The following is a 25,232-nucleotide window of genomic DNA, read 5'->3' as shown; positions in this document are numbered from 1 at the left end:
TGTGTTGTTTAGAAAGATTCATTGAATGGTGTGAGTGAAAACCGCTCGCGGCTAAAACGCGCCAGGGTCTGGGTGGCAATTGTCATGTCTTCCTCGACGCTCCCACCGCTGATCCCGATAGCGCCGAGCAAGACGCCACCCGACCAGCAGGGCAGCCCACCGCCAACGCAGCAGAGACCTTGCGCGTGCTGCAGACCATACAGGCTGGCACCGGGCTGTACGTCGCCCGCGAGCTGCTGGGTCGGCATTCTGAGAGCGACCGCGCTCCACGCCTTTTGCGTCGCCAGGGTATGGCTGATCAGCAGAGCGTTATCCTGACTAAAGAAGTAACGCTGCAGGCCGTGGGCATCCACCAGGCTGAAAACGATGGGCACGTGCAGCTCGTTCGCGGCGGCTTCGGCATAGCGGGCCAGAGAGGCCGCATCCGTCAGGCTCAGCGAGGCCGGAGGCGAGGTTAACTGACGGGTAATCGCCTCATTGATACAGCGATCGAGATCGGCATCCGGGGTGGGGCGCATGGTGTCTCCTCCGTGGCGCTTACAGGGCGTTCAGATCGAGCGAGTCGACGATACCGACCACGGCGGCATCAATGACGGAATGCTCTTTGCTGGTGGTCATCCGCGCGGAGCTGCCGGTGGTGACGATCACCGTTTCGCCATTTCCCGCGCCGACAAAGTCGACGGCGACCTGTGCCGTGCCGGTGGGCTGATAGTGTTCATCCAGGCGGGCGACAATCAGTAATTTCGCGCCGTTGAGCGAGGCATGTTTGGTGGTTGAAACCAGCGCCCCGGTTACTTTTGCCAGATACATATTTCCTCCTGCGGTTCCTGCGCAATGACAATGCCCCGGTCGCGAATAGCATCGCGCGCGGCGGGAGTGATAAGCGTCCGCGGTCCGATGGACAGCACCGCGCCGGTGGGATGCTGGCGCACATCGCTGAGCGTGAGCAGCGCTTTACCGGCCGGCATTGCAGGGCCGGGCTCGCGCTTCGCCATGGGGCGGCCAATCACCGTGATGCCGTACTCCCCGAGCGTGGCGACGTAACTGGCCAGCCGTGCCCGTAAGGCCGGCGGGAGCAGGCTGGTGCCGTCGTCCCGGCACTCGGCATTGAGCGTGACGATGGTCGGGGTATTCCGGCTCAGGGCGTGAAACGCCCAGCGGCACACCCGGTTATCACGAATACCTAACGCGATTTTGCTCAGACTGTTGCTGGACAACGAAGGCAGATACAGGCCGGAGAACGCGGCTTCCGTTTGCCCGGGGTCCCGGTTGTCGCACAGCGCGTCGACGCCACGACGCGCCAGCGCCGCCAGACAGGATGAGGGCAGCGACGCCTGCATGGCGCTATGGGAAAAGGTCATGACCAGCAGATAGCCGCTGCGGTCCAGCGCCGTCAGGCAATCCAGCGTCGTTGGGAGCGCGGTGAGATCCTCCCCGCTGACGACCACCCGCATGACCTTATCGTGGGTCTGTAGCCGCCGCCGGCGTTGAGCCAGCATGTCGGCAATCAGGCTGTCGAGGTGCTGCGAGAGTTGCTGTGCATCCATGGTGATCCTCCTCAGCAACCGGGCATGGCGCGGTCAGTCATGATGGCGTTCCATGACGGCGCGTGTGACGCAATCGCCGTTGCGTAAGCCAAAGCCGTTGGCCTCTTCAACATCAACATGCATTTCCAGTACCGCATCGGCGCTTACCCGGACCACCACGTGGCTGAGAATCCCGCCGCGATAGCCGTCGATACGCACGTCAATTTCCATGCCGTCGCGCAGGGCGTGCTGTTCGGCCTCGGCAGGTGAAATATGAATGTGTCGCCAGGCGACAATGGCGCCGTCGGTTTTGCTGACCCGTCCACGCGGGCCGATAATCTCGATCCCCGGCGAGTCCTGCAGATCGCCAGACATTCTGACCGGCGCCTTGACGCCGAGGGTGAAGCTGTCGGAGACGGAGATTTCAATCTGGGTGGCGCTGCGCAATGGGCCAAGGACCCGCACCTTCGTGAGCTCTCCTTTAGGCCCGCGCAGCGTCACCGTCTCTTCGGCGGCATACTGGCCCGGCTGTTTGACCGCTTTCATGCGGGTGAGGGTGGAACCATAGCCAAACAGGACGTCCATATCTTCCCGGCTCAGGTGAACGTGGCGGTTCGAGATGCCAACGGGGATGCTCAACGTCGGGGCGGTGCGGTATTCACCGCGTATTGCGCCCGGGCCACGGGTCTTAAGTTCCTGAAGGATTTCACGGGCGATCCATTCGGCTTGCTGCTGGGTGTCATTCATAGCGTCAACAACCTGAAAGTGATGAAAAGAGCGGTACCAGCATATTCAGTCCCGCGCTGGCCTTTTTGCGGTTACGCAGGACTTTTTTGACGGTCCGTCGCAGGCAGGACAATCTTGTCCAGATTTAGCTGGCGATGGCGCTCAGCAGACGGTCGACATCCGCGGCACTGGGGCGACAGGGATTAGTGAGCGTGCACCCGTCCGCCAGGGTGGCGGCGATCAGCGCCTGACGCAGAGATTCAACCTCCGCTGGTGCGTTGCCCAGCGCCTGCAGCGTGGAGGGAATACCAAACCGCTGATTCATCTCGCGGATGCTGGCTGTCAGCGCCCACAGGGTGTGGTCTGGCGTTTCGCCGTGGATACCCATGATGGCGGCGCATTTCAGGTATCTCATCCGCGCACGCGGGGCGTGTCGGGTGTTGTGTTCAATAATGAGGGGCAGCAGCATGGCGTTAATTTTGCCGTGCGCAATATGCAACATCCCGCCGATGGCGTGCGCCATGCCGTGCACTAAGCCCAGTCCTGCCGAGTTAAACGCCATGCCGGCCATGCAGGAGGCGTTGTGCATATGGCCCCGCGCCGCAATATTGTGCTCATCGTCAAACACCTCGGGCAGGTGTTGCCAGACCAGCGCAATGGCTTTTTCGGCGAGCGCGTCGCTAAAGTCATTTGCCCCGGTGGATACCAGCGCCTCGATGGCGTGGGTCAGTACGTCCATGCCGGTATCTACGGCAACCTGACGGGGAACGGACAGCACCAGATTCGGGTCGAGAATGGCGCAGTCCGGGACCAGAGCTTCGGCGAACAGAGGATATTTACGGCCGTTTTGCGGGTCGGAGATAATGGCATAGGCGGTCACTTCAGAACCGGAACCGCTGGTGGTCGGAATGGCGATAAGCTCGATGGCGTGGCCGGGCAGGTACTCTTCCAGCGTCACCTTAATGCCTTTGGCGGCATCCAGAGAAGAGCCGCCGCCCAGGGCGATGATGACGTCGGGCTTAAAGCTTTTAAACTGGGTGGCGCCAGCCTGCAGGATCTCCACGCTGGGATCGGGTTTGACGTCGCTGAAAATCGAGACGCTGGCCTGCGGCATTTCATTAATCAGGTAGCGTGTTTTACCGGATGTCACCATAAAACTGTCGGTCACAATGGCCACATTTTTATGGTTCAGGCGCTGCAATGTGTGGATCGCGTCGTCACCAAAATAGATGTCAGGAAGAGAAAAGAAGTAGCTCGCCATCTTTCGATTACCTTATCCCTTATGTGGATTTCGGGGTTAAAGAGAGAGCATGATTGTGTCATGGCGGGTAGGCGACGACGCTGGCTATGCTTGTGCACCGGCAGGATTAAGTTGCGGTGGTGAAGGGCGATGGACAAAATAATGCAGTGGGGTGCGAGGGAAACACGCCGGATAACTCATCTTTGATAGTGCAGAAATATTGCCAAAGTCGTCAGCAAAGAGAACGGTATTGTATTTGATCTCGTTAAATAATTTATCATTTCCGGTCTTTTTCTAGACCTGATAAATGAATCATCCGCTATCACTCCGTCATTAAATCAATATGGAAAAATATCACGTCACCTGTTTCGGTATTCTGTGGTATTTTGGCAATCCGTTCCATAAAACTAGCTTAATAGTACAAGCATTAAAGTAGAACCTTTTGCTGTAGTGCAACCCCCCTCTTTGGGACAAGGAGTCCATATGATAAACACACTGATTTTCTACGCTGTTTCCTCTCTGGCCGTCACCATTATTCCGGGGCCTACCATGCTGCTGGCGCTTTCAAACGGGACAACCAGGAGGGTAAAAGTGATTAGCATGGGAATACTGGGGGCTGCATGTTCAGATATCATACTGATCGGCGCTGCCGCGCTTGGCCTCGGAGCCGTCATGGTGGCATCGGAAACACTTTTCAGCGTGGTCAAATGGGTGGGGGTGATTTATCTCCTGTGGTTGGCCGTATCTCTTTTCCGGGCAAAGGTTTCATCTCGACTTTCTACGGAAGTAAACGCTGCTCATCCTCATATCACGTGCGGAAACTCAGCATTTATCCGGAGCCTGTTTGCCGCGCTGTCTAACCCCAAGGGACTGTTATTTTTTGGCGCATTTCTGCCGCAATTTCTGGACATGACACAACCTGCTATACCCCAGTATGTCTCTTTTGCATTGCTGACCGTTATGATTGATGTCGTTATTATGGCGTGCTACGCCATGGCTGGCTATTACGCCGCACGTTACCTGTCAGTCCGCTATCTGACATGGATGAATCGTATCAGTGCGGCAACGCTGGCCTGCATGGCTACCGGGCTTGCACTGTACCGGCGGCAGGCCTGAAAACCGTCGGCGCTTAAAGCCTCCCGGAAAGGGGCTTAGGTTTGCATCCACTTTTTTGTTGTTGGCTTTTACTTTGAGAGACTGGCTATGCAAGTCATTCTGCGTCTGTCGCTTCTGCCGTTATTGAACTCACTGGAGTACTCAACTTTAGCTGCGCTTTAACGATGTCATCTGAGATGCGATGCAACATAAAATCCACGCCATGGCGTGGATTTTATGTTTCAGGCGTGATTAACAGAACACCCGGAGATGTCCCGTTGCCGGAAGGGAAATCAGACGTTGAACCGTTATTTAAATCATAATGTATTGATTATAATGATTTAATTAATATGATTCTTTATTGGTACTCATTTTGAAGTTGGCTCACATTGCGTAATGCAAAGGCCGTAGATTCGCCGCGCTAAGTCTTAAACGAAAGGTGATCCTACCCACGTAATGGGGACACCGCCCTAAGTGAGGTTTTCGTGTTCAAATTGTTCCGGCCGGAGGCCGCCAAAGGCACTGTGACGGCTGCCAGGCCGAAAACGGATGAGAAACGGTGCGCCGGGCTTTCATGGCAACGGCTGGTGCTCCTTGTTTAGCCGTATCCTGAAATCTCTTAAGAATGTGGTGCGGGGCGATCTCTCTGACCGATTGCGGGGAAAACCATTAGGCTCAGATATATCCCACCCCAGTTTCAGCCCCGCAACCAGTGCATCCAAGTCAATAATTTCATTGTTGCCCTGGAAGGTGTAATGCCCGTTCAGCAAAATGTGCTAGCCGGGGGCAGGGATCACTTCTCATTCAAGAGTTTTACCAACTGGTTAATGCCGTCCAGCGATTTTTGCCAGTCAGGCATCCCATCCCAGCATGCCGGAGCGGGAGTGGTTTTGACATACAGGGTCGGAACATCATTAATCAAAAAACCGCCGCTGCGCAGGTAAAAGCCCTGCAGATCGCAAATGCGGCTGTATTTATCCGCCCCTGGCGTCATGAAACTGGCAATTTTTTTCAGGTCCGAGCGGGTGGCTGCCAGCCCTTTTGCTGAGGTATTACTTTTTATCTCATCAGCTACCTGCGCAATGGTGCCTGCCTCGATAGCGTCATCCAGGTTGACGAATTTACCCTGGCTTACCCAGCTGGCCAGGTAACCTGTACAGGTTTTGGCCTTTTCAGTGGCACAGTTGAGCGGTGTCAGCAGGCTGGGGCGAAAATCGACCGTCGCCAGCCCGGATTGTTTCACCTTTGTCAGGTTGCTGACTTCCTCATTAATCAACGTGTTGCAACTCTTGCCGTCATAGTCGGTATTCTGGCAAACCAGCAGGGCAATCGTAGGGATACTGGCTATCTGACAGGCCATTTTATCCTCACCTTTGGGCGTGGCGGAGCAAAAGGTGGAGTAAGGAATATTGGGTTTAATTTTGTCTATTTTGGCGGCTGCCTGAGAGAAATCATCGGCATAGCTGTTACTGACAGAGGCAAACAGCAGTGCGGCGATGCTGGCAGGCAAAAGGTACCGGGTATTCATCGTGTTGCTCCTGTGACTGAGGTTTCGGGGAAAGTGCCAGTCGTAGGGCTGGCGGCACGTTGTGCATGATGAGTGCAAATGGCTTTGATCACCTGCTTAACGAGAATATCGGGTGCAGTATCTGGGGAGGATAAAGCAGGGCTAATCGCCAGTTGCTCCGGCTGTGTCACCACGCGCAGCGCTTCGCCATACATTGCATGAAGCTGCTGCGCGAGCACGGAGTGCTCTACCGGACAAACCATCGTCACGCTACCGTCCCAGGGGGCCGAGTATTTTGCGGGTGGCGGGAAGTGTTGACTAAAAGCTGTGCCATGGTGAACCGTACGGAGTTGTTGCAACCGCTGGACGTTCTGCGCGTAGTGTGGGTTGGCGGCAATATGTTCTTGCTGGCGACAGTAACCGGCACTCAGGGGATGATAAAGATGCCAGAGTGGGCGCCCTGTGTCGCGGGTGAAGGCCGCCGTGCCCAGCACGCTGGCCTTGTGGAACCAGGCATTATCCTCTCCCCCCCAACCCACAAACGTTTCATCCATACCGCCGTGGCGGAGGACAAAATCGGTCCGTGCCAGCACGGCTCCTCCCTGTGCGCCACTGCGTTGCTGGAACACCGGCGAACAGGTTTCTGGTCGACGTTGTTCAGCCTGCACCTGCAGGCTCTCTTCTTCGCCGAGGAAATTGATCGTACTCCAGGGGATCAGGCAGTCGAGTTGCCGCGCCTCGCACTCCTGCCAGGCCAGGCGGATAAAATCTTGCGGCAGCAGTAAATCCGCATCCAGCCACAATAGGTAGCGGGTATGCACAAAAGGTAAGGCGATATTCAGAGCCCGCGCTTTGCTAAATGGCGATGATGTACAGGCGAACAGGTAGTCGTCGGCAAGCTTCGTCGCAACGGCCTGCGCATGAGGCTGGTTATCCAATTCGACAACCAGCACGCGGCGCACGTCAGGCTGCTGTTTAAGCCCAGCCAGCATACATTGCAATGCCGCTATCCGGGGTTTTCCGGCGAACGGCACTATAATGCTCACACCATCATCGAGCTCTGCGGGCGTCGCCAGATGTGGCACGGTGGACGTGTTACGAAGTAGCGGCGCCCGTGGATGCAGAGAAGGTGGTGTGTTACCCAACAGCGCCTGTATCGCCGGTAACCAGAATTGCGGCCATTGCTCGGCAAAATCCCAGTGTTGTTGTAGCCAGGCCCGGTTTTGCAAGCCGCGCTCGCGCAGGAGCTGGGGGCCAAGTGTTATCAGCTCGCTGAGGATATTTTCCAGCGTATCCAGGCTGGCGCAAACAAAAGGGGAGCTGGCGTCAGGGGCACACTGCTGTAAAACGGCGGCAATATCGGGTTTCAGCCCTAAACCATTGACCACCACAGCACCTGCCGCCAGGCCTTCCAGGCTGTTGCGATGGTAGCTGCCGGTGACACACTCATCGATAACGATATGCGCGCGCCGTTTCATCTCCATCGATTGTGTAAAATCGACCTGCCCGGCTTCCAGCGTCAGTAGGCGAAGTGGATAGCGCTGTGCCAGTCGCGTCAGGATAGCCATTGTTCGTTGGTAACCTTTGCCGTGCCAGTACAAACGATGATTGGCCGGGTACTCGTCATGTTTCACACTCGGCGTGTAAGCAATGGTCACCGTGGCCTCTTTCTCGGCATCGTCAAAGAGCGGATTGCACAGTGGCATCGGGTTCGGTACCGCCCGCCACTGTGCGAACTCTTCCAGCGAGGCCTGATATTGCGCTACCACCAGCCCGGGCATGCCGCGCGCGACAAATTGTCGATCGACATTGCTGATGTAATTATGGGCGAGGGTGATCACCGGTTTATTCGCCAGCAATGCCTTGTGCTGCGGCGCGGTAAAACCGTTATGCACGATCAGCAGATCGGCTGCCTCCAGCAGGGCGCAGGCAATATCCGGCTGTTTTTCCCACTCCACTTCACGCTCAAACCGCACGCCATTCCCATAGTGGTTTGTCGCCCATACGGTGCGGCACCGATGCGGGGTGTAATGTTCGATGCATTCGCTCAACAGTTTTGGCACTCCGACAACTGGCGTGGTGGCATAAGAGACGATATTCAGGGATTTAGTGCTTTTCGCCTGGCGGCCGAAAGCGGAAAGCGACTGGTACGGCAAGGTTTCGACAGCGCTGTGCTGGCTGAGGTTAACCACCTCCACACCATGGCGTGCGGCGGCATCAACCAGCCGGGCGTATTCCTGGCGGATTCTCGGCAGTTCATGGCTGAGCGAGTGACGCCCCGTTTGTGCGAAGAAGTGGTGGTCGGTGAAATCCATGCCGATAAAACCGATGCGTTTAGCGCCCATGAACATTGCCAGGCACGCCGCAACGTAGGTGGAGTTACGGGTGTAAGGCAACGAATGACGGTCGTTGATCTCCACGCCGCCGTATTGCCCCAGCATGAAACGCACCATCACCGGATGCGCAATATCCAGTGCAAGATGGCTGAATATCACTTTCGCCTGCGATTGCTCGATATGCGCAAAGCGCTCGGGGGTGAACTGATGGCGTGAGTTGAGCACGACCAGGTAATCCGGATGAAATTTACGGCTAATGTCGTTTACGCCAATGGTCAGGTAGTGCTCCGCGTCGTGCAACTGGTTGAGTGAGTTACCGCAGCCGCACACCAATATAGTTTCGCCGGCGTGGCGCTGATAATAGTCCGCGAAATTTGCCGGCAAGGTGGGCGGTTGAACTAGCGACTGGGCACTTTCCATCGGCTTTCCTTGTTTCTCAGTCAAAAATCACGGGGATATTGTTGATTTGCACCAGCGGTAATTGCTGGTCGCCGACGGAGCCAAACAGGGTCAGGGAGAAGGACATCCTGGCCGCCGTTGAGGCCTGCAGCGCGGCATGCTGATACCATTGCCAGACTTCCGCTGCTATCTGGTCGGCAAGAGGCTGCGGTGACGTATTATTTATCTCCAGAGCGTTGATCATCAGGACCGGGGACTCCACCAGAAGGTCCGAGCCGGGACGCAATGGCCAGGCATAGTTCACCTGCAAATTAATCACCGGATCGATGCCCAGATTACCCACTTTGGTTAGCGGCGTGATGAGCTGCTGAATCATCTGTTGCAGTACGCCGAGGCTAATTGCCCCGGCGTGAACCGCTGGCAGGCTATCCCGTTCAATCAGGGGAATCATCACGTCGGGAAAACGCAGCGTATCGGTTTGATAGATAAATAAAGTGTTTGTTTTTTCGTCACTCAACAATTCGTCGTTGCGAACGCTCCAGGCGGAGAACTGGATGCTCTGGCAGGTGAGAATAGCCAGAGGTTCCCAGCGCAGCACCGTAGTGGTGAAGTCCGGTCGCTGTTTTAACGTGCAGTTGATTTGCCACCACTCACCCTGTTTTGTGGCTTTGCTACGGTCTGGTGCCCACTGGACATTCCCCGCCAGTTGCAGCGTGGGCCAGATAGCCGGATTTTGCCCGCCGTCATCAGTGCGGCCACGGAGCTGCAGCGTTTTATCGCTGAAACTGAGGCAAAAGTGATCGATTTCACGCACATTTGCCATCAGTGACATAGGCTGATACCAGTTCGTTGGCCAGTTGGTGGCAATGCCGCTGGTCAACTTGCAGAACTCCTGCAGAATCGCGTCGGCATCCGGGGCGGGAGAGCCAGAGCTACTGGACAACTGCAACAGGCTATCCAGCTTTGGTGCCAGGGCAGGCCAGGCCTCGGTAAAATGTGCCAGAGCGGCGAAAAGGCCATCCAGGATCGGGCCGGTTTGCTGATGGCTGTTAAGCTTCAGCGGCTGCCGGGCCAGTACGTTACGTTCGACGTCAAAATAGAAATCATCCTGATCCTGCAGATCCAGCGAAAGCTGAGTCTGGTAACACCACTGCAACGCCTGGGCGATTTCATCAGCCAGTGAACCAGGGCTACCGGCGGGGGAATGCATCGCGACGCCCAGACCCTGCTGTGAAGCTAATACCGGCAAGGGAGGCTCAAACGGCAGCGGAATGGGGATATCAACCCTGCCTGGAGGCGAGGTGAGATCGGTGATCGGCATCGTGAGCTGTGTGGTTTCCGGGAGTACGAATTTTAGCCAGGTACTGGGGATGTAACCTTGCTGCTCCTCACTCACGGCAAAATCGTGCTGCAGATAGCTGACCTGGTATTCCAGTGGGAGCGAAATAAAGGATTGATCGCCCGGTTTCGCAACTGTCAGCAGGCTGGTGGCCCATTGCGTGCCGGAAGTCAGATCCAGCGTCACTGGCGTAAACTGATACAGATTGTTGCTATCGCCCGCCTGAAGCGGTGAACCTGCCGCAGGCTGTTGCAGAATGCCATACAGCTGCGGGGCTTTCTGGGGACTGGTGTCATCGGCGCTCCCATTAACCTCAACCTCGGCTGGGAACTGGACAACCGTCGACACCATGTAAGCACTCGACAGGTTTTCCAGCAGCGCCTGCTCCAGCCTTTTCTGCGCGACACTAACATCGCCACCGTTGTCGATATCTTTTTGCAGCACCGACACCAGCCCGGAAGGAATAGATTTTGCCAGCAGCTGCTTTGCATGCATCAGCTGGTTGTAACTGGCTGCATCAAGCCTGGCAATCGCCACGCCCATCTGTGGAGACATCACGGTATCAAAGGCGTTGAAGAAGCTTTTTGCCCAGGCATCCATATCGACGTTGTTGTACTGAACGCCGTCAACGAGGCTGTTACGTGGGCTGGTATTAAGGGGACGCAGCGCAAAATAGCGTGGATCGTTGGCGAATTGCACAGTGAATCCGAGGCTGCTGGCGAAGCGGACCGACCACAGCTCCTGGGAGGCATCGCCGCTACTTCCGACCTGGACCCCGGCGCGCTGCGCCAGTTTGAGCTGGCCTCCCTTACCGTCAATGTTGCAGAAAGCCTGTTCGAAACTGCGGGCAAAGGGCGTGATATTTCCGCCATCATGTTGTGGACTGGCCTCGGGTGAGAGCTGTGCCAGTAGTGGGTAGGTAACCTCTATGATCTGCGGCAGCTTTTGCGAAACATTGCTGTCAACGCGAGCGGGATCGCGCCAGGCGCGGGCGCTGACGCCAATCGCCACGATGTCGTGTTCCTGCTGGGCCAGCAGGGTAAACGGAATCGTGAAATCCAGCGACCACTGCATTTCGCCGTCGGGTGAGTAATGCGCCGGGCTGCCTGTAGCCTGGGCATTTATATAGTCAAGAATCTGTTGTGCTGCCGTCAGTAACGGACTTTGCAAATCACCCGGTACTCCCCCCTGAAGCAGGCTACAGGTCAGGGCATATTGGGTTCCACTGTCCGTCAGCTGCTGGCAAATGCGGCGGTATTTATCCCCCATTCGGCGCCACTGTTCACGTGGGTCGCTGCCTGGAGATGCCACGCTGTCAACGATATCCGGGTTAAAGGCCAGCCGGATTTGCAGACAGGCGCTTTGTGTGGTGTCCGGCACAAAGAAGAAAGTGCTCTGCAACCCAGGCCATTCTCCCAGCGCGATCAGTGGGTCACTGTAGAGCGGCGTAAAGCTGTCATTGTGCCCTTCGGTCAGCGGGTTGCCATACATATCACACAGACGAAATGCCAGATTCACCGTCTGGCCGATAAGCGCATAAGGATTTGTGCCAGGAAGCGCGCTGAACGGCAGAAGTGGCACCTGCTGTTGAAGCTGCCATGTGGCCGCCGGCGAAGTGGTTTCGCCGTTTTCCGTCGGGCCAACCGGCAGGCTCCACACCGAACCACGCCACTGCGGGCTGGCTTCAGTAATACGGTACTGCAGCAAATGGTAAAGATGATGCACCGGGATTGTTGCCGTCGGAGAGGTATCGCCAGCCGGGGTCCAGCTGGCGGTAAAGCCAATATTTCCTGGTGCAAGCGTGGATTGCCAGACATACAGCGGCGTTCCGGCACTGTCATACGCCCGGCAGTTCAGGGCAGCGAGATCGTGCTGTGCCGTTATCCAGAGGCTGTTGTGGTATGACGCTAGCACCAGCGCATTGGCAGGCTGGGTGTCAAAATCGACGACTATCATAAAATCGGCAGTGCCGGAGGAAGTGCCGTCCACGGCCTGCTGGTTTGGATCATTGGGTGAACGGTTTGACGCCGCGGTATCCGCGAACAGCGAATCCGGTAATCCCTGTCCATCGGCAGTCTGGTAATAAAGGTAATAACCTGGCGCCCGCACGACGCTTAGTTCCCAGACGAGCTGCAGGAAATTCTCTACGTTACTCAGGCGTGCGGTATCGCTATCGGAGGTAAACGTGGCCCGCATCATCGTATGCATCAGGCTAACCTGCGCGACCTGATTCAGGGTCGACAGGTTCATTTTCGCCAGCAGCACATCCGGCGAAAGCGTGTCTGATACCCATTCAGATTTACCCGGTGGCAGGTAGAGCAGTCGCAGTGATGCGTGGGAAAGATCGGCGTTTTGTAGTGCCTGATAAATAAGCTCGCGGGTTGTTTCATCGGTGCCGTTCAATTGATAGATCGGCGCGGTCTTAGCATGGTCTGGTGAAGAGGGCGAGCCTGGCGTTTTGCCCTGGGGCGTGGCCACCTGCGTCAGCGACAGGCGGATTTGCAGCGAGCCAAATGCATTGACTGGCGCATCGTCCGTATCATCATCGTAACTGCTGGCTTCAGGTACCAGGCGTAAGGTGCCACCCGCCAGCGACTGAAGGCGGTTAAGCAGAGGCTGGGGGAAAATAAACAGCGTGCGCAGGGCGTCCGGGCTCTGCCAGGCCAGGCTGTTTTTCAGTTGATACCCGAGCGGGGCCGCGATAGCGCCGGGCAAGGGTTGAATCAGCAATGTACCGGGGGCGACCGGCGCGGGTGACGCAGGTGCGGCGTCAAAAATCCAGTGAGGGTCGGGGTTATCCGGTAACGCGGCAGGCACCGTAAACTGAGCTGTGGCGTTCTGTGGGCTTCCATTCCCAAAACGTAACCAGTCGACCTCCAGGCCGGGAGTGAAGCTGAGCGTGGCCTGCGCATCTTGCGGGCTGCCGCTGACGGCAAACTGTTGCCCGGAAAGAACATACAGCGAAGAGGTTGGCAGACTGGTTATGTTGTCTGGCGTTACTATGGGCGGAATGTGAGACGGATCGGGAAGTTGCAGGCCGGACATCAAATAGCGTGAACCAAACCCGGCGATGCTCCAGTACGCCAGTTTGTCGAGCAGTTCGCTAAGTTCTTTTGTGGGATTATCTGTGAGCCAGGCGAGATCCTGCGCATCCTGAGTGATTAGCGGATTTTGCGCATCCATCCCGGCCAATGTCGCACGTTTGGCCCAGCGGCGGAGTGCGGTATCCTGCTGCTTTTCGTACTGCTTTGCATCTTCAATCAGGGTCGAGAGGGTGTAGCGCGCAATCATCAGGAAATAATCGCCGAACAAATAGCTGGCCATACTTGGGCCGTCGGGCGGGGTATCTGATGCCCGCAGGCTGGCCTTCTGCTTGCCATCCGGGACGGATGGTCCTACCAGACCGACATTATCAAAATAGATTTTTACCGCTTCCGTGTAGTTATTCGGGGTCAGATTGAAGCGGGAGAAATCAATGTCTATGCCGCTGGCCTGCAGATGCAATGCGTCAAACATTGGCAGCATAGCCGCCGTATCAAAGGGCGCTTCTCCGGAACCCAGCCCGCGGAGGACAAAGCGCAGGCTAGAGGCAAAAAAGGCGTTCAGTTTGTCAAGGAACCCATTCCTGCCGCCAAACTCCGGGCCAGGCTGCGCACTGCCGTTACCGAGCATATCGGCCACCTGTTGCAGCGTGACTGACAGCGGCCGATCTCCGCCGTTATCCGGCGCGAAAGTCAGCAGCCACTTCACCAGGCGAATGATCATCTCTTCGTAACCGCTGGCGATCGCGGGAGAAGCCAGCGGTGGCTGGTCTGGCGAAGGGCAATCCATCACCAGCGTGGCAATCAGATTGACGACGGGCGGGTGTTGCGCCTGCCACACAACAGTAGGCTGTAAAACAAAAATTACCTCAAGCTCAACCTGCGTTATGTCATCGGCCTGCCAGCGCATCCACGGCGCCGGTGTGGCACGAAAGCGCGGAGGTTCCCGGACGTCGTGCAGCGGGCGAAGCGTATCGATCAGTTGGGAACGTTGCAGCGCGGCCAGAGATTTAGCACGTGAGAACAACGCCTGCCATTCCTGCGAGTTGTTTGATAATGGACTTAGTCCTGGCGCAAGAGGACCGTTGAGCGAGGCAGGAGAGCCTTTGCCGATATGAAACGTGTGATGGACAGTTGTGTGGAAAGAAAGATGGATAGTAAAGAACACTACTTTCAGCGATACGCTGACTTTTACCGAAGCGGCAATCGGGATTATCGTTTGATAACCGCATTCAAAGGCAACGCCAGCGCTGACGCTGAAACTGACCAGCACAGAGGCTTTGATGATAGCCAAATCGACACAGCCCTGCAGCACGACGGAAATCGATGCGCTGCCGGCGAACCAGTAGTGATCCGGCTTATTGGCTATCGAGCTACCGCTGGCTTTCCATGCCAGCAGACCCTGGAAACTGGCTGAGAGATTGACTTCCAGGCTGGCGCTGAGAGGCCCGGCATTGATACTGATCCCGGCCGTGACCGCGACGCCGATACCAAATTCAAGGATAGGGTTGTAGTTGACGCTTGGCAGCGCGCCGGGGTTATCGCCACTGCGTAATTTGGCAAAATAGAACCCGGCCCAGCCGGTAAGAATATCGAAGGAAACGCCTATCGCGTTATTCGGCGTGACCGGCCAGCCGACGTTAATGCGAAAGTCGCCATTGGTATAAATCCAGGCGGAAAAACCGGGCAGGATGAGAATAAATCCCTCCAGCGGAATCCGTCTCATACCATAAGGCAGGCTCAGCGCACCGTAGTAGACCCCCAGATTAGGCCCCAGTTTTTGGTAGAGGATTTCAAACAGCAGGCCGCTGAAAAACGACGGCGGGCTGGTCATCGGAATGCTAATTTCGAGGCCGTACATCGCGGGATCGTTAAACAGCATCCGCAGGCGCAGTTCGCGCAAACGCATATCCGCTGCGATAAACCAATCGCGATCCGGTTGGTAAAATGTTTTTGCCAGCTCGGTAATAATGGTTTCAGGATCGCTACCCACCAGTTGGGTTTCCAACTGATTAAAAATGATCTCCATCGGGTTGCCGCTGGCAGGAAGCTTCACCGTAGGACCAACTCGCTGGCCAATCCCAAGATAGTTCAACTCGAACGAGGAGATAGAGTTCTGGGCGGGCAACGGGAAGGGGAAATTCACCAGTTGCTCTTTGCTTTTTTCTGGTGTCGGGCTGCCCGTTGCGAGCAGTGTATTACCGCTGCTGACCGTGGTTTTGATGCGTGCTTTTACCGTCAGGCCGTCGCCTGCGCCGTCATAGCCGATCATCAGGCCGAGAATCGTTATATCCGGTTCAATCGTGATGTCAAAAGGTCCTGCGTTGTAGTGAGTGCCGAGGTGCAGTTCTTCTGCAAGCGTGAGCTGTAAAAACGAGCTTGTATTGCCAGTGTTGCGATCTGGTGTGACCCACAGCGAGGGAATAATCCCCACGCGCATTATCTGCTGCCATGGTCCTGGGGGGATCTCTGGCAAGCCCGTTCCAATCACTGTTTTCAACTGACTACTGAACAGATCCCAAATATCATTCAGGCAGATAGGCTCGACGGTACTAAGCGAAAACGAGACCGGCCCGCCAGCCACCCGCAGTGCGACGTCCATAGGCACCTTAAAGGCGCTCCCTGTAATTTTTAGAATGATATCAGTCATGATCGGCCCATCAGTGAGTGGATGTGGGGATTAGATTCTCTGCAAGTCAGAACGACCAAACCTCGGCTTACGGGCTAGTCGGCACAGTTTCTACTGAACCGATTTCCACGCCGATGGTCTCCAGGCTCAACACATTGAGGATGTTGATGGGAGTCTGGGGCGTCATGGTGACGCCAAAGCGGTACTCGCCGCTGGCAGTATTGACCGACAGCACGGTTATCGTGATGGCGGCAGCCAGAATGCCGTTTAGCGCATCTTTGATGTTTTTGATGACCAGCGGCGAGTCCGGGAGCTTGTTGATCATATCCCCCAGATCCTTCGAGGTCAGCGGCACGCCAAAGGTGTCTTTTAGCCAGTCGAGAAAGTTATTGATACTGCCCAGCGTCACCGGCTGCGCGAGCTGGAAGTTAATCCCTTTCTTGACGTTATCGATATCCTGGCTGCTGATCGCCACCGACTGCCCGTTGATAAGAAAGGAGCTGCTGATCGCTACCGTAATAGGATTTGTGGGAGGAGAACCCACCACCGCCAATCTAGTCATCTTGCGTTCCTCTTGTGGTTGAAGGGGTACTGCCGGTTGTATCGGACTGGCGAATGACAATCCGAATCTGAGTCACGGTAAAACGGCTGCCTGAAAGCGGCTGCCAGTCGCCCTCGACGTCAATGCTTTGCGGTAGCGGCGTGTCATCGGGCAATTTATTGACTGCTTTTTGCCATAGGGCGACCACCGAACGGCTCCAGCCAGCCAGCGGCAACAGCGGTAAAGCGAGGCCGTATTTCTGGTTTAACCAACTCATCACGTCGTTGACGACGTGGGATGTTAACTTCATCGCTGCCTCCTTCTTTCCACTCATGGGCTTTTTTTCTGCGGCTGCGCACTGAGAAACCAGGCCAGATTATTGGTATTGGTTGCGACTTTTTGTCCCGGCGTTACGGCCCCAGCGAACACCAGAAAATCAATCAGTACGCCAGGTGGGAAGCGATAGCCGAAGACGCTGAGCTGAATGTTATTGAACAGAAAGGCGTACACCGTCTGCTGTTTATCTTTGAGATCCACTTTCAACAGATTTGCTGCACCGAACGTGGTCTTCAGGATCCCTTCGAGTTCGAAACCGCCTGCACCTGCCGAGAGCTGTGGGAGTTGAACAAACAACGCAGCCGCGTCGTTATCCGGCACCGTCGCTGAAGGCCCCCAGCCAAGGATGACCTTGGCGTTAAGACGGGCGTTGGCCCCTAGCGCGCCCAATGAGCCGAGCTGCATGTCATATTCCAGGCCATATCGAGCGGAGCTGGTGGCGTAGGAGACCGGCAGGGTGGCGGCGGGTCGCGGTGGCTCGGGTGAAGCGGGAGGTGGCAATGCGCCAGCAGTGGGCAGATGGCCTTCCAGTTGCAGAATATTGACGGTTGTCGCCCCCAGCGCGCTGGCGTTGAGCGGCTTGCCGTCGGTTGCGCTCAGGAAACGCGAAAACTTTAGCGGGATGCTGTAAAGCAGGCTGTCGGGGCGGATAGCCTCATTTTTTGGCTGCACGTTCAGCGTGCTCATATCCAGGGTGACTTTTTTACTGTCAGAAATACAGTTGCCGGCAGCATCTAGCGTGAACTCAATGTGGGTTGTCAGTCCCGAAATAGGCAGGCCGGTGTTCTCCTGCCCGTAGGAAAAAAGATCCAGTTCACCGCTGATGGGGAAGGGGGTGGCGTTGAACCACAATTGCCCGCCAAGCGCAAACTGAGCTTTGACGCATGTCCCCATGGTCGGACTGCCGCTCGGCGTGCTGCTCACCGGTACCATCGAGGCATTGTCAAACCGGATAGTTTTCACCACGTAGGTGGCGTCATTACTGGCTGGAACGATGTCGTAGATAAAGCCATTATCACTGGTAAACACCACCCTGCCGACGCCGTCACTGGTGGTCTGGTATTTCCCTTTAATGCTCAGTGTATTAGGGTTGCTCGCCGTCGCAGGCGAGGGGTGAGAGCGCAAGGCAACATTGCGGCTGAACAGTTGGTTCAGCGTCAAACCTACGGTGGTATTGAATTGTGCTACAGCCGAGTGGCTGAACACGACAATTAACGTTTCCACTTCATAGTCAACCACCTCCTGTTGCACCGCAGGGCTGGGTGGCGAGCTGTTTTCGTCATAAAAAATCACGCCAAAAAGCGATGACTTTTTGATATCCAGCTGGGCAGGAGATGCGCGGTGATCAAACATATTGCCCTGGATACCAACATGGTGGGCTCTCAGACCCCCGTTGATACCGCCGAGCAGCATTTGCAGGTCTGGCGGCATTCCGTTGCCATTGATGGCCGCGTTGAAAAACAGCACGCCGGTCCAGGCACAGTCATTCACTATGCGGTTGAAGTTTTCAAACGGGTTGTCTGGCGCATGAGCCTGGCTGCGGGCGAAGTCGATGGCCTCTATTAACGAGCCTGACACTTTGGCGGGGTCAGTGTTGTAACGTTGCGCGCCGGTCCACAGCGTGTGTTGTTGACACAGCTCTGCCAGCGTGGCGGTGGTGTTGAATTTAAACACCATAATCGTTTGATGCTCAGAGGTGCTGGGATCCTGTTCGCCAAAGCCCATATTGAACTGGAAGCCGCCGAGCCATGTCGTGCTGTCAAAAGCCCAGTCATCTCCCGGCACGGTGACGACATAAAAGAGCTGATTTTGCGTCAGGGTCAATGCCAGGTCGGTTGGCACGCGTGACGGTGAACCTTTCGATGAAAAACGCAGGAAGCTCTGTGGCTCAGGCGGGCTGGCGGCAGAGTGAGCCTCTTCCATTGACAGCGTCAGGCTGCGCAAGCTGCCCTGTTCATCGATATTAAATAATAAGCTTTGTGGCGTGGTGGCGCTGCGTAATCCTGGGTCGGCTTCGGTTGTGTTTTGCGGCATGAAAATCGGCCCGCCAGACTGTTCAGTTAGCATTCCGTGGCGCACGGCGCCGATGACCGTCGCCTCAAAACGCATAAGATCGGTTCCGCTCCCGGCCAGGCTTTCATCAAGTCCGCCATAGGGAACCCAGGGGAATAGCACGCTGGTGGTGAATGTTTCCAGCAGGACATCAATAGCTATTGGAAATGCGGCCCCGGCAATATCACCGAAAAAAGGGGCGGAAGCTGGCTGGCCGTAATATCGCGCCTCGGCGGGCAGGGAATACCACTGCGCCCACGAGGTTGTATAGGTCGCGTCGAGAATAGCCCTGGCATCATGGGCGAGAGCATCCGGCGTGAGCTGGAGCGAAAAGGCCCCCGCTCGTGCAGGTTGATCGGCCACAAATCGAAGGATGTCGTCGCTGTTAATGCGAAAATATTCGCGGGTAAACAGCCCAGGCATGACCTGTAACGTGATGGTGGTTGACGGGGACTGGACTCGTGTCACCCGGTAATCACCGATCGGAGAGAGATAGAGTTCTCCGGGGGAAGGGGGGGATGAGACGACAGGGCGCCATGAGAATGCAAATCCTGCCCCGACGGTATCGGGGGCGGGTGTCTCCGAGGCCCACGGATCGACAGGCTGAAACCGCAGCGTTGCCCCGTCGTTGGCGTAGAAATAATCAGATTTCAGCAGAGAGGCCTGGTTTTGCCAGCTGATTTTTCCGATCCTCCCCGTCGTGTCGAGTTGAAAGCGTGTGGCGCTGGTCTGGCGTGGCAGCAGCGGATTAAGCCAGATCTCAAACGCGCAGTAACTTCCGGGCTGGAACGGCGTGGGGTCGTAGAGTGGATAAGCAAGCGTCTTATTCAGTTGCGTACCGGGTACGTAATGAAAATCCCCGCCAAAGTTGCTCAGCAATTGTGGGATGTTTAAGCCCACGGAGAAATTAAAGCTGCCGGCCGCGGGGCCATCCAGCCAGATATTGACCAACCAGCCTTCGCTACGGTAGCCCAGTGTCTGGGGGACCTGATAATACTGCAGGCCAATCAGATCGGCATCGCCGGGGTTACTGGTGCTCAACTGCAGCGACGGATAGCCGTTCTCGACGATCAACGCCAGCGGTAATCCGCTCTGCATGGTCAGGGATAAGCCTGACCAATTAAACTGAGATTCGTTAGTGACGACATCGAGTTGCCCCACTTTTTGTGAGTAAATGCAGGGGAGAGCGGCCGTGATGGCGTCCTGTTGGGTCAACCATAGGATATTGTGCGCCACGACAGATGAACCTGACAGCGGAGGAAACCCTTTTCGTGCGGCACGAATAAAGGCTGGGGCCTGCTGCGGGTTAATGGTCTGCGGAGTGAAAAAATACCAGCCTGAAATTGAGTCCCAACTGCTTTGTAAGGTCACCTCCGGGGCGCTTGCCGCTGCCGTTTTCTTTTTTCGTGTTTTTGCAAGCGAACTGCCGCTAGTGGCCGTCAAAAAATAAACCCACAGCGGGCTGCCGTTGGCTTCTGACGATCCCGGCGCAGCAATCAAATAAAGCCCAGGATATATCTCAGGTAAGGGGCTGGTGACGCTCGACATAAATGGCAAGCTCCTCAAGTGTTGCTATGTGTAGGGAAAAAATTACGGTAAGCTAATAGCTTTAATATATTTCCCGGCATTACATACTACTGCGCCGAGATGACTCGCGTCTTTCCAGTAAAGATATATTTGTATTGAGATGGCACTAACGTCTTCTGGAATGTCAATATTCACAGTTCCTGCATATTGCGAGCCGCTGCTTGCAGGATACATTGTCAATATATTATTGCCCAATCCTAATCCGCCTTTGGGTGGGTTAAGTTGATTGTAAAAAGCAGGGTAATTAGCAGGGGGCAACGGTATCCATTGAAAACTACCGCTGGTGTTGGGCAGTTTTATAAAATCGCCATTATTAATGCTGAACATTAACGACACGCCGCTGGTGTTGAATGTATAAACATTTGCCATGCCCCCCCCCCTTTTACTGCATTCAGTTACTGAGGTGTTTACGCCTGAATGAATATTATTCAGGCGTGGTGTTTTCGGCGTAAATGATTAATCTAGGGCTGTGCTTTCAGGTGGTTAATTTGTTAAAAATAATATTAATTTAATGAATGCACTGAGTTTATGCGAGGTTAGCTGGAGATACCTGGATAAACTGGCCGCCATTCAGTGCTGCGAAAGCGACATTTTCGGCGTCTTTCCAGAACAGATACAGCTGCAGTGAACTGACCGTAACTTCGGTCGGAATATTGAGGGTGAAGTTGGCGCTATGGCTCGGCCCGGAGGTCGATGGGTAGAGGGTAATCGTGTTCGGGCCAAGGCCTAGCTGGCCGTTGCCAGGGTTGATATTATTGACAAACGGAGGCTGAGTCGAGGGAACACTTGGCACCCAGGTGGTACTGTCTGCCGGGTTTACGGACAGGAAATTGCCATTGTTTACGCTTACTGAAATGGCGACACCTGATGCATTGAAAATATATGCGTTTGACATGAGATAATTACCTTGCTATCAGCGGTTGAGTGTTGATCCGGGCGCGCCTTTCTGCGCCGTAGTTTATATTTACTACAACATGAGAAAATATATTTAATCAGGCTTAAACTTCACACTGAACAGGCCGTTGACTAACTAGGATTAATCCCAATTAGTCAACATAAGTAAAAACTATAGGAGTAAAAATTATTTTTGCAAAATAAATTACAAATTAATTTTTATCTGACTGCCTGCTGGATGAGAGGGGGATGTCATCTTGTTGTTTTCTAATGGATACTGAATGGCAGAGACGGCAGTTAATAATGTGCTTGTGATTGCCCTGGTGATGATTACCGCCTGGAAAGGTTGTCCATCCTGCAGAACAATAGCCGCAACACTGGTAGCATCTTTCCAGAAAAGATAGAGTTGTATTGAGTTTATAGGAATATTTTCGGGGATAGTTATTGTGCAGATTCCTGCCGTGGCTGGACCGGAAGTTGATGAATAAGCTGTTATTATATTGTCACCCAGCTTCAATTGCCCGGTGGTGGCCGTGGTATTGTTAACAAAAGTGGGCGGGGTAGCGGCTTGACCCGCCTGCCATGAAACTTGAGTAGCAGCATTTACTGTAAAAAAACTGCCATTATTAAGGCTGACATAAATATCTGATTTACTTGCATTAAAAACCTCCACCTGCCCCATAATGCTGTCTCCTGAATGAGTTAATGGAAATTAGCGGTTTAATAAGATGCTTTCTGCTACGTAAAATAATTCCAACAGGTTACTTATTTTATCATATGAGTGGTTTGGTGCTTTTCATGACTGAATCAGTAATATTTTACCATAAATCCTGAATTTCGAAAAAAAAGGTGGTGTCCATGATTATTCCGCGTATTTTTCTGATGATAAGTATGTCTCTCAATGACCTTAAGAAGATACTTTTGAATCATTTATCGTAACAGGGGGCGACCTACCTCAGACTCCTAATGATTTCATACAGATTAATCATGTTCCATTAAAAATGAAAATCTATTCTGGTGATCAGAATTTACTGTTTGTATAGGAATAAAAAGAAATAAAGTTCATGCTGAAGTGGCTACTGATACCAGCTTTAATTTCGCTGGCATCAGGGGCTTATGTTCAACAAAGCACTGGGAGTGTCCTAATTGAACAACGACCCCGAACCTATCATATTGATATACCATCCGGAGCAGTTCCCGGGGATGGGTATCTGATCCGACCCATCATAGTAGACACGCGACTAAGTGAGTAAATTCTCAACCAGCGGTGATTACTCATGACAAAACCAGCATCAACCAGCAAAACGGCCCGTAAACTGTACACACCCGAATATTCGCGATGAAGCCCTGAAACTCGCTGAACGGGATGAAGAACTGGCCATGCAACAAAAGGCCGCGACATATTTCGCAAAGCGCCTGAAATGAAAAATCCACGCAATTGCGTGGATTTTAGAGGATTTTGTGAGTTTCATGAGATGTTCTGACACCGCATGAGACAACAAATTTTATTTAGACGTTGAACAGGAAGTTCATCACATCGCCATCTTTAACGATGTAGTCTTTGCCTTCGGCGCGCATCTTGCCGGCTTCTTTCGCCCCTTGCTCACCTTTGTAGGTGATAAAGTCTTCATAGGCGATGGTCTGCGCACGGATAAAGCCTTTTTCGAAATCGGTGTGGATTTTGCCTGCCGCCTGCGGGGCGGTTGCGCCGACAGGGATGGTCCACGCGCGAACTTCTTTGACGCCTGCGGTGAAGTAAGTCTGCAGGTTCAGCAGCTCGTAGCCTGCGCGGATCACTCGGTTCAGGCCCGGCTCTTCCAGACCCAGTTCGGCCATGAATTCATCACGGTCGGCGTCGTCCAGCTCAGCGATATCAGATTCAACTGCGGCGCAGACGGCAACCACGACAGAACCTTCGCCCGCAGCGATTTCACGCACTTTATCCAGGTACGGGTTGTTCTCGAAACCGTCTTCGTTGACGTTGGCGATGTACATGGTTGGCTTCAGGGTCAGGAAGCTCAGGTATTTGATGGCGGCCTTGTCTTCTTCGGTCAGGTTTTTCAACGCGCGCAGCATACCGGCGTTTTCCAGCTGCGGCAGGCATTTTTCCAGCGCGGCCTGTTCGGCTTTCGCGTCTTTGTCGCCGCCTTTGGCTTTCTTCTGTACGCGGTGCAGAGCACGTTCGCAGGTGTCGAGATCGGACAGCGCCAGCTCGGTGTTAATAACGTCGATGTCGTCAGCCGGATCGACTTTATTGTTCACGTGGATGATGTTGTCGTTCTCAAAGCAGCGAACCACGTGGCCGATAGCTTCGGTTTCACGGATGTTGGTCAGGAACTGGTTACCCAGGCCTTCACCTTTGGACGCGCCTTTCACCAGACCGGCGATGTCGACGAATTCCATGGTAGTCGGCAGAATACGCTGCGGTTTGACGATTTCAGCCAGTTTGTCCAGACGCGGATCGGGCATCGGCACGACACCGGTGTTCGGCTCAATGGTACAGAAGGGGAAGTTGGCCGCTTCAATACCCGCTTTGGTGAGCGCATTGAACAGGGTGGATTTGCCGACGTTGGGCAAACCGACGATACCGCATTTGAATCCCATGATTTAAATCACCTTAATCTTTGGATAATCAACCTGTTACAGGGAACAGATTGCAGAAAAGTAAATAGCTTTGCCTATTATACACGGTGCGCGGCAAAAATTCCGCACGGCAACCGGTTATTGCGCTTTAAAAGCGTGTAAACGGTTGGTCGCTTTGGTGAGGCCCTCTTTCAGCCAGACCTCGGTACAACGTGCCGCTTCGTCTACGGCCTCATCAATCAGTTTCTGTTCGCTTGACGGTGGTTTACCCAGAACAAAGCCAACAACTTTATTTTTATCGCCTGGATGGCCGATTCCGACGCGTAAGCGATGAAAGTTGGGGTTATTGCCCAGCTTGCTGATGATATCTTTCAGACCATTGTGGCCGCCGTGACCGCCGCCGAGCTTAAATTTCGCCACGCCGGGTGGCAGATCCAGCTCATCGTGCGCCACCAGGATTTCATCCGGGTTAATGCGGTAGAAGGTCGCCATCGCCGCCACGGCTTTGCCGCTGAGGTTCATAAAGGTGGTCGGGACCAACAGACGGACATCTTCACCGGCGAAGTTAATCCGCGAGGTGTAGCCGAAGAATTTGCTCTCTTCGCGCAGCGGGGCACGATGGCGGTCAGCCAGTAAATCTACGTACCAGGCACCGGCGTTATGGCGGGTTGCCGCATATTCTGCGCCGGGGTTTGCCAGGCCGACAATCAGTTTTATCGTCACTTTTCTATCCTGCTTGGGTCGTTCTCTGGCGCGTAGTGTACTGGTTGCCGGGGCGCTTGACAAAATTCTGCCCGTATTGCGACGAGGAAAACGATAATTTACCTAATGAACCATTAGAATTTGATGTTGTTCAGAGGGTTATTTGTAAATATTTGTTGATCAGATATTGACTAATGTGATCGCTAACGCAATCAGCTTTAAGCCCATTGTCTATACTAGACCTATAAGTTTTAGGGATATTCCCTATGGCCCAAGGTTCCGGAGGTGACATATGAAACGCAGAAACGCTTCGTTACTCGGTAATACTCTGATGGGTTTAGGACTCGTTGTCATGGTGGTTGGCGTCGGTTATTCCATTTTAAACCAGCTTCCGCAAGTTGACCTGCCGCAGTTCTTTGCGCATGGCGCAGTGTTAAGCATCTTCGTCGGTGCGGTACTGTGGCTTGCCGGGGCACGCGTGGGCGGCCACGAACAGGTCTGCGACAAGTACTGGTGGGTTCGTCACTACGATAAACGCTGCCGCCGTGACCAGCACCGGCACAGTTAACTAGCGCACCTGTCACTCGCGACAGGGCATGAATGTAACGGTTTTCTTATGCAGCCAGCGTCTCTCGGGTCGCTGGCTGTTTTGTTTGGTGCTTACCCCGATTCCCTGCGAATAGATTCTCCTGCTGCCAG

18 protein-coding genes are annotated in these 25,232 nt (G+C 54.5%); 2 read left to right on the top strand and 16 right to left on the bottom strand.

All coding sequences use genetic code 11. The features are described 5' to 3' along the window. Positions 1 to 8: 8 nt before the first annotated feature. From EDF82_RS06795 to EDF82_RS06775, 5 genes are all read right to left on the bottom strand, one after another. Positions 9 to 518: a heme-binding protein gene (locus EDF82_RS06795; protein ID WP_123754794.1), complete on the bottom strand. Its 510-nt coding sequence runs from the start codon at positions 516 to 518 to the stop codon at positions 9 to 11. A gap of 19 nt (positions 519 to 537) precedes the next feature. Continuing rightward, a complete protein-coding gene (locus EDF82_RS06790) occupies positions 538 to 810 on the bottom strand; it encodes a EutN/CcmL family microcompartment protein (protein WP_123754793.1) in 273 nt (90 codons plus the stop codon). Continuing rightward, a complete protein-coding gene (locus tag EDF82_RS06785; RefSeq protein WP_123754792.1) occupies positions 792 to 1,547 on the bottom strand; it encodes a hypothetical protein in 756 nt (251 codons plus the stop codon). Before EDF82_RS06785 ends, EDF82_RS06790 begins: the two co-directional genes overlap by 19 nt. A 33-nt stretch (positions 1,548 to 1,580) precedes the next feature. Beyond that, on the bottom strand, positions 1,581 to 2,273 hold the full coding sequence (gene pduL, locus EDF82_RS06780; protein WP_123754791.1) for a phosphate propanoyltransferase: 693 nt from the start codon (positions 2,271 to 2,273) through the stop codon (positions 1,581 to 1,583). Between the two features lie 124 nt (positions 2,274 to 2,397). Next, a complete protein-coding gene (locus EDF82_RS06775) occupies positions 2,398 to 3,513 on the bottom strand; it encodes a 1-propanol dehydrogenase PduQ (protein WP_123754790.1) in 1,116 nt (371 codons plus the stop codon). A 462-nt stretch (positions 3,514 to 3,975) separates the two neighbouring features. Here EDF82_RS06775 and EDF82_RS06770 point away from each other — a divergent pair, with 462 nt between their 5' ends. Then, complete coding sequence (locus EDF82_RS06770) at positions 3,976 to 4,608, top strand: LysE family translocator (protein ID WP_123754789.1); 633 nt, start codon at positions 3,976 to 3,978, stop codon at positions 4,606 to 4,608. Positions 4,609 to 5,380: 772 nt separating this feature from the next. On the opposite strand, the gene EDF82_RS06760 is transcribed toward EDF82_RS06770, so the two are convergent. From EDF82_RS06760 to pth, 11 genes are all read right to left on the bottom strand, one after another. Next, positions 5,381 to 6,115, bottom strand: a complete 735-nt coding sequence (locus EDF82_RS06760; protein WP_123754788.1) for a hypothetical protein — start codon at positions 6,113 to 6,115, stop codon at positions 5,381 to 5,383. Beyond that, a complete protein-coding gene (locus tag EDF82_RS06755; RefSeq protein WP_123754787.1) occupies positions 6,112 to 8,850 on the bottom strand; it encodes a glycosyltransferase in 2,739 nt (912 codons plus the stop codon). Before EDF82_RS06755 ends, EDF82_RS06760 begins: the two co-directional genes overlap by 4 nt. A gap of 16 nt (positions 8,851 to 8,866) precedes the next feature. Then, positions 8,867 to 15,811 carry a hypothetical protein gene (locus EDF82_RS06750; RefSeq protein WP_148060383.1) on the bottom strand — a complete coding sequence of 2,315 codons (6,945 nt, stop codon included), beginning with the start codon at positions 15,809 to 15,811 and terminating at the stop codon, positions 8,867 to 8,869. 115 nt (positions 15,812 to 15,926) lie between these two features. Next, positions 15,927 to 16,400: a hypothetical protein gene (locus EDF82_RS06745; RefSeq protein WP_039290979.1), complete on the bottom strand. Its 474-nt coding sequence runs from the start codon at positions 16,398 to 16,400 to the stop codon at positions 15,927 to 15,929. Continuing rightward, the gene (locus EDF82_RS06740) at positions 16,393 to 16,689 is read right to left on the bottom strand and encodes a hypothetical protein (protein WP_123754784.1); all 297 of its coding nucleotides are present in this window, start codon (positions 16,687 to 16,689) and stop codon (positions 16,393 to 16,395) included. The genes EDF82_RS06745 and EDF82_RS06740 overlap by 8 nt, the downstream gene beginning before the upstream one ends. Positions 16,690 to 16,709: 20 nt before the next feature. Then, positions 16,710 to 20,003 (bottom strand): hypothetical protein, encoded by a 3,294-nt coding sequence (locus EDF82_RS06735; protein ID WP_148060382.1) that lies wholly within the window; start codon positions 20,001 to 20,003, stop codon positions 16,710 to 16,712. A gap of 354 nt (positions 20,004 to 20,357) precedes the next feature. Beyond that, positions 20,358 to 20,723, bottom strand: a complete 366-nt coding sequence (locus EDF82_RS06730) for a hypothetical protein (protein WP_123754782.1) — start codon at positions 20,721 to 20,723, stop codon at positions 20,358 to 20,360. 157 nt (positions 20,724 to 20,880) lie between these two features. Continuing rightward, on the bottom strand, positions 20,881 to 21,249 hold the full coding sequence (locus EDF82_RS06725) for a hypothetical protein (RefSeq protein ID WP_123754781.1): 369 nt from the start codon (positions 21,247 to 21,249) through the stop codon (positions 20,881 to 20,883). A 204-nt stretch (positions 21,250 to 21,453) separates the two neighbouring features. Further along, positions 21,454 to 21,930 (bottom strand): hypothetical protein, encoded by a 477-nt coding sequence (locus EDF82_RS06720; RefSeq protein ID WP_123754780.1) that lies wholly within the window; start codon positions 21,928 to 21,930, stop codon positions 21,454 to 21,456. Between the two features lie 827 nt (positions 21,931 to 22,757). Further along, positions 22,758 to 23,852, bottom strand: a complete 1,095-nt coding sequence (gene ychF / locus EDF82_RS06715) for a redox-regulated ATPase YchF (protein WP_123754779.1) — start codon at positions 23,850 to 23,852, stop codon at positions 22,758 to 22,760. A gap of 117 nt (positions 23,853 to 23,969) precedes the next feature. After that, positions 23,970 to 24,554, bottom strand: a complete 585-nt coding sequence (gene pth / locus EDF82_RS06710; RefSeq protein ID WP_123754778.1) for an aminoacyl-tRNA hydrolase — start codon at positions 24,552 to 24,554, stop codon at positions 23,970 to 23,972. Positions 24,555 to 24,825: 271 nt separating this feature from the next. Here pth and ychH point away from each other — a divergent pair, with 271 nt between their 5' ends. Further along, positions 24,826 to 25,101 (top strand): stress-induced protein YchH, encoded by a 276-nt coding sequence (ychH, locus tag EDF82_RS06705; RefSeq protein WP_123754777.1) that lies wholly within the window; start codon positions 24,826 to 24,828, stop codon positions 25,099 to 25,101. Positions 25,102 to 25,232 lie beyond the last annotated feature (131 nt).

Origin of the sequence: Klebsiella sp. BIGb0399, assembly GCF_003752615.1 — a bacterium.
GTDB lineage: Bacteria > Pseudomonadota > Gammaproteobacteria > Enterobacterales > Enterobacteriaceae > Klebsiella > Klebsiella lignicola.
The sequence above is the reverse complement of the archived record's forward strand: the minus strand, read 5'-3'. Positions and strand labels throughout refer to the sequence as shown.